This is a genomic window from Luteimonas sp. 8-5, from assembly GCF_029763755.1.
GTDB lineage: Bacteria > Pseudomonadota > Gammaproteobacteria > Xanthomonadales > Xanthomonadaceae > Cognatiluteimonas.
On the sequence record NZ_JARUVM010000021.1, the window covers coordinates 1 to 4,204 of the forward strand.

The window sequence follows — 4,204 nt, forward strand, 5'->3', positions numbered from 1 at the left end:
CCTGGTGGCGCGGGGCGCCGGCACCAACACCACCGGCGCGACGGTGCCGCCGGACGGCAGCATCGTGGTCTCGTTCGAACGCATGGCCAGGATCCTCGACATCCGCCCCGGCGACCGTTGCGCGGTGGTCGAGCCTGGCGTCGTCAATGGCGCGTTGCAGGAAGCGCTGCGCGCGCACGGCCTGTTCTGGCCGCCGGATCCGACCAGCGCGGACACCTGCACGATCGGCGGTAACCTGGCCTGCAACGCCGGCGGGCCGCGCGCGGTGAAGTACGGCGCCACCCGCGACAACGTGCTGGCGCTGGTGGCCGTCACCGGCACCGGCGAACTCGTCACCTGCGGCAGCGCCACCACCAAGGGCTCGACCGGCTACGACCTGCAACGCCTGCTCATCGGCAGCGAAGGCACGCTGGCCCTGATCGTCGAAGCCACGCTGAAGCTTGCGCCGCTGCCGCGCGACCGACAGGTGTTGCGCGCGATGTACCGCGACGTCGGCAGCGCGGCGGCCGCGGTGGCGCGCCTGATGGCACAGCCGGTGGTCCCGTCGATGCTCGAGTTCATGGACGGGGAAAGCGTGCGCCTGGTGCGCGAGGTCGGTGGCGCCGACCTCCCGGCCGGTGTCGGCGCACTGTTGCTGCTGGAAGCCGACGGCGACGCCGACAGCCTGCCGGCCGCGCTCCTGGCCATCGGCGAGGCGGCCACGGTCGAGGGCCTGATCGACATCGAGACCGGCGGCGGCGCGGCTGCGCGCGAGCGGCTCTGGGCCGCGCGCAAGGCGTTGTCGCCCTCGCTGCGCACCATCGCCACGGGCAAGATCAACGAGGACGTGGTGGTGCCCGTGTCGCGGATCCCGGAGCTGGTCTCCGGCGTGCAGGCGATCTCGCGCGAATGCGGCGTCCACATCGTCACCTTCGGCCACGCCGGCAACGGCAACCTGCACGTCAACATCATGTTCGACCCCGACGATGCCGCGCAGTCGCAGGCAGCCCGGGACGCGCTTCCGCGGGTGTTCGCGCTTGCGCTCGAACTCGGCGGCACGCTCTCGGGGGAGCACGGCATCGGCATCGCCAAGCGCGACTTCATGGCGCAGGCCATCGACGCGCCGACGCTGGCGCTGATGCGGCAGGTGAAGTCGGTCTTCGATCCGGACGGCATCCTCAATCCCGGCAAGCTGCTGCCATGATTCCCATGCGCGCCTTGGTCCTGGCATTCGCCCTGCTGCTGTCGCTGCCCGCCGCGGCCGCGCCGCCGCTGCGGGTGATGTTCGTGGGCAACAGCCTCATCTACGTCAACGACCTGCCGCGCCTGGTGCAAGCGGTGGCGGCAGCGCAGCCCGGCGGCGACGGGATCGAGGTCAGCACCTGGGCCGCGCCCGGCGGCAGCCTCGACGAACGCTGGGAGGACGGGCACGTGGCCAGGGCCCTCGCCGCCAGCCATTGGGATGTGCTCGTGCTGCAGGAGCGCGGCGGGGTGCTTGCCTGCATGGCCAGCGCGGAGACGCGGCGCGAAGCCGAGTGCCGCGCCAGCGAACGGGCACATCGGCGGTTCGCTGAGGTGGCTGCCGCCAACGGCACGCGCGTGCTGCTGCTTTCGACCTGGGGGCAGGCGGACCTGCGCGCGAAGCGGCGCGGCAGCGACGGCGCCACCAGTCCGCTGGACGAGGCGGCGGAAGAACTGGCCATGCGCATGCGCAAGGGCGGCACCGATGCCCAGGTGGTACCCGCCGGAACGGCGCTGCGCCTGTGGGCTGCAGGCCTGGGGGATCCGCGCGAGGCCTTCCCCGACGGCACCCATCCCGGGTTGCGCGCATCGATGATCATGGCCGCGCAGCTCTATCGCGCACTCACCGGCTCCGACGCCCGGGCAGCCGACCTGCGGCTCGATTTCCCGCTGCTCCAGGCCAACGCGGGCGTCTCGCCCGACACGCCAATGGAAACCCAGCCCCGGCTGGCGGGCGATGGCAGCGTAGTGCTGCTGAAGGCAGCGGTACTAGCGCCTTACTTCGAGGTTGCCAACGGCTCGAAGTGAACATGCCCCTGGCGGTTCGACTGCCAGGGACGGCCATCGGCGGTGAACGCACGCACGCCACTTCCGGCGGCGATCCGCCCGATCCGCGTCAGCGCGACGCCGCACCCGGACGCCACTGCATCGATCGCGTCGCGGTGCGATCGCGCGGCGGTGAAGCACAGCTCGTAATCGTCGCCGCCGCTGGACTGCAGCGCTGCACGCGCGGCCTCGTCGAAGCGCTCGCGCAGCAGCGGTGAAGCGGGGAGCCGCGCGAGGTCGATTTCGGCGCCGACGCCGCTCGCGGCGCAGATGTGGCCCAGGTCGGCCAGCAGGCCGTCGGACACGTCGATGGCCGCATGAGCGACCCCCGCGATTGCGAGCCCCAGCGCCACGCGCGGTTCCGGCCTGTCCAGCCGCGTGCGTAATGCCGGGTCGCCCCCACCACCGGCACGCCACTGCACCAACGCGGCGGCGGCATCGCCGAGCGTGCCGCTGACCCAGATGTCGTCGTCGGTGCGCGCGCCATCGCGCCGCATCGCACTCCCGTGATCGACGAATCCATGGACGGTGACGCAGGCCGACAGCGGCCCGCGAGTCGTGTCGCCACCTACCAGGGCCACTTCATGTTGCGCGGCCAACGCGACGAAGCCGTCCATGAAGGCATCCACCCATGCTTCATCGGCGTGCGGCAGTGACAGCGACAGCGTCGCCCAGGCCGGTCGTGCACCCATCGCGGCCAGGTCCGAGAGATTCACTGCCAGCGACTTCCAGCCGATGTCGGCCGGCGCGGTGTCGCCGGGAAAATGCACGTCGATGTTGAGCGTGTCGGTGGCCACGGCCAGCAGCTTGCCTTCGGGGACACGCAGCAGCGCCGCGTCGTCGCCGATGCCGAGCACCACGTCGCCGCGCGCGCCTGCGCGCCGGCGGATCCGTTCGATCAGCGCGAATTCCATTCCGCCGCGCGCCACTCGGCGGCCGCGTGGTCGAGTACGCCGTTGACGTAGGTATGGCCGTGCTCGGAACCGAAGCGCTTGGTGGTGTCGATGGCTTCGTTGATCACCACCTTGTACGGCACGTCGATGCGGTGCAGCAGTTCGTACGCGGCGATGCGCAGGGCCGCGCGCTCGATATGATCGACCTGCTCGACCTCGCGGTCGACGAATGCGGCCAGCTTCGCGTCAAGCTCGGCGACATGCCTGAGGACGCCGCGCACCAGGTCCTCGAAATACTCGAGGTCGGCGACTTCATGCGCCTGCTCGTGCGCGAACTGCGCGATTACCTGCTGGGCGTTGCCGCCCGACACCTGCCAGGCGTAGATCGCCTGCAGCGCGCGGCGACGCGCACGCGACCGCGCGACCGGGTCGATGCCGTCCTTGCGGCGCGGCCTGGGCTTGCCGGTGGTCTTGCCCGTGGTCATGGCAGTTGCTCCAGCAGTTGGGCCATCTCGATGGCGACCTGTGCGGCTTCCTCACCCTTGTTGCCGTGGCTGCCGCCGGCGCGCTTTTCCGCATCGGCGTGTTCCTCGACGGCGAGCACGCCGTTGCAGACCGGCAGGCGGTAATCGAGCGCGACCCGCATCAGGCCCTCGGAACAGCCATCGGCGACCTGCTCGTAGTGGCGGGTGTCGCCGCGCACCACGCAACCCAGGGCGACCAGCGCCGCGTGCCGCCCGGCCTGTGCCAGGCGCGCGGCCGCGAGCGGCAGTTCCCATGCGCCGGGCACCCGGACCACGTCGATCGCGTCCTCGGCCACGCCATTGTCGGCGAAGGCCTTGCGCGCACCGGCCACCAGCGCATCGGTGATGCGCGGGTTCCAGCGGCTGGCGAGGATGGCGAAGCGGGCGCCTTTGGCGGCGCGCAGGTCGCCTTCGTAGTGGGGCATGGCGGGTTTGGGGAATCGGGATCGAGTCGCGATTCTACCTGCTGGAGCGCGGGTGGGCTGGGGAGCAGGGAATGAAGGGAGTGAGGGGAATGAAGGGAATGGCTGCGGTCATGACGCTCACCACTTCCTTCATTCCCCTCACTCCCCTCATTCCCCTCTTTCCCGCCTACAAACTGAGGTACTCGACCACCTCGAGGCCGTAGCCGGCCAGGCCGACCTGCCGGCGCGGCGTGCCGAGAACGCGCAGCTTGCCCAGGCCCAGGTCGGCCAGGATCTGGCTGCCGGCGCCGTTGCGGCGCCACTCGGCGAGGGCGCC

At 71.1% G+C, this 4,204-nt stretch carries 5 protein-coding genes and 1 pseudogene; 2 read left to right on the plus strand and 4 right to left on the minus strand.

Annotated features, from left to right (window positions below):
- Both QAA18_RS03840 and QAA18_RS03845 read left to right on the plus strand, forming a co-directional pair.
- Positions 1-1,183 (plus strand): FAD-linked oxidase C-terminal domain-containing protein (locus tag QAA18_RS03840; RefSeq protein ID WP_279411129.1); only part of this gene is annotated, 1,183 nt, incomplete at its 5' end.
- 5 nt (positions 1,184-1,188) lie between these two features.
- On the plus strand, positions 1,189-2,028 hold the full coding sequence (locus QAA18_RS03845; protein WP_279411130.1) for a hypothetical protein: 840 nt from the start codon (positions 1,189-1,191) through the stop codon (positions 2,026-2,028).
- On the opposite strand, the gene thiL is transcribed toward QAA18_RS03845, so the two are convergent.
- The 4 genes and pseudogenes from thiL to QAA18_RS03865 form a co-directional block, all read right to left on the minus strand.
- Positions 1,998-2,960 carry a thiamine-phosphate kinase gene (thiL, locus tag QAA18_RS03850; RefSeq protein ID WP_279411132.1) on the minus strand — a complete coding sequence of 321 codons (963 nt, stop codon included), beginning with the start codon at positions 2,958-2,960 and terminating at the stop codon, positions 1,998-2,000. The genes QAA18_RS03845 and thiL overlap by 31 nt on opposite strands.
- Positions 2,945-3,424 (minus strand): transcription antitermination factor NusB, encoded by a 480-nt coding sequence (nusB, locus tag QAA18_RS03855; RefSeq protein WP_279411134.1) that lies wholly within the window; start codon positions 3,422-3,424, stop codon positions 2,945-2,947. The genes thiL and nusB overlap by 16 nt, the downstream gene beginning before the upstream one ends.
- On the minus strand, positions 3,421-3,888 hold the full coding sequence (gene ribH / locus QAA18_RS03860) for a 6,7-dimethyl-8-ribityllumazine synthase (protein ID WP_279411135.1): 468 nt from the start codon (positions 3,886-3,888) through the stop codon (positions 3,421-3,423). Before ribH ends, nusB begins: the two co-directional genes overlap by 4 nt.
- A gap of 166 nt (positions 3,889-4,054) precedes the next feature.
- A pseudogene (locus tag QAA18_RS03865) lies at positions 4,055-4,204 on the minus strand (bifunctional 3,4-dihydroxy-2-butanone-4-phosphate synthase/GTP cyclohydrolase II); the annotation flags it as partial.

Excerpts from the sequence above, each read along its gene's own strand:
- QAA18_RS03845 (WP_279411130.1), top strand. The coding sequence starts at position 1,189 with ATGCGCGCCTTGGTCCTGGCATTCGCCCTGCTGCTGTCGCTGCCCGCC.
- thiL (WP_279411132.1), bottom strand. The coding sequence starts at position 2,960 with ATGGAATTCGCGCTGATCGAACGGATCCGCCGGCGCGCAGGCGCGCGC.
- nusB (WP_279411134.1), bottom strand. The coding sequence starts at position 3,424 with ATGACCACGGGCAAGACCACCGGCAAGCCCAGGCCGCGCCGCAAGGAC.
- ribH (WP_279411135.1), bottom strand. The coding sequence starts at position 3,888 with ATGCCCCACTACGAAGGCGACCTGCGCGCCGCCAAAGGCGCCCGCTTC.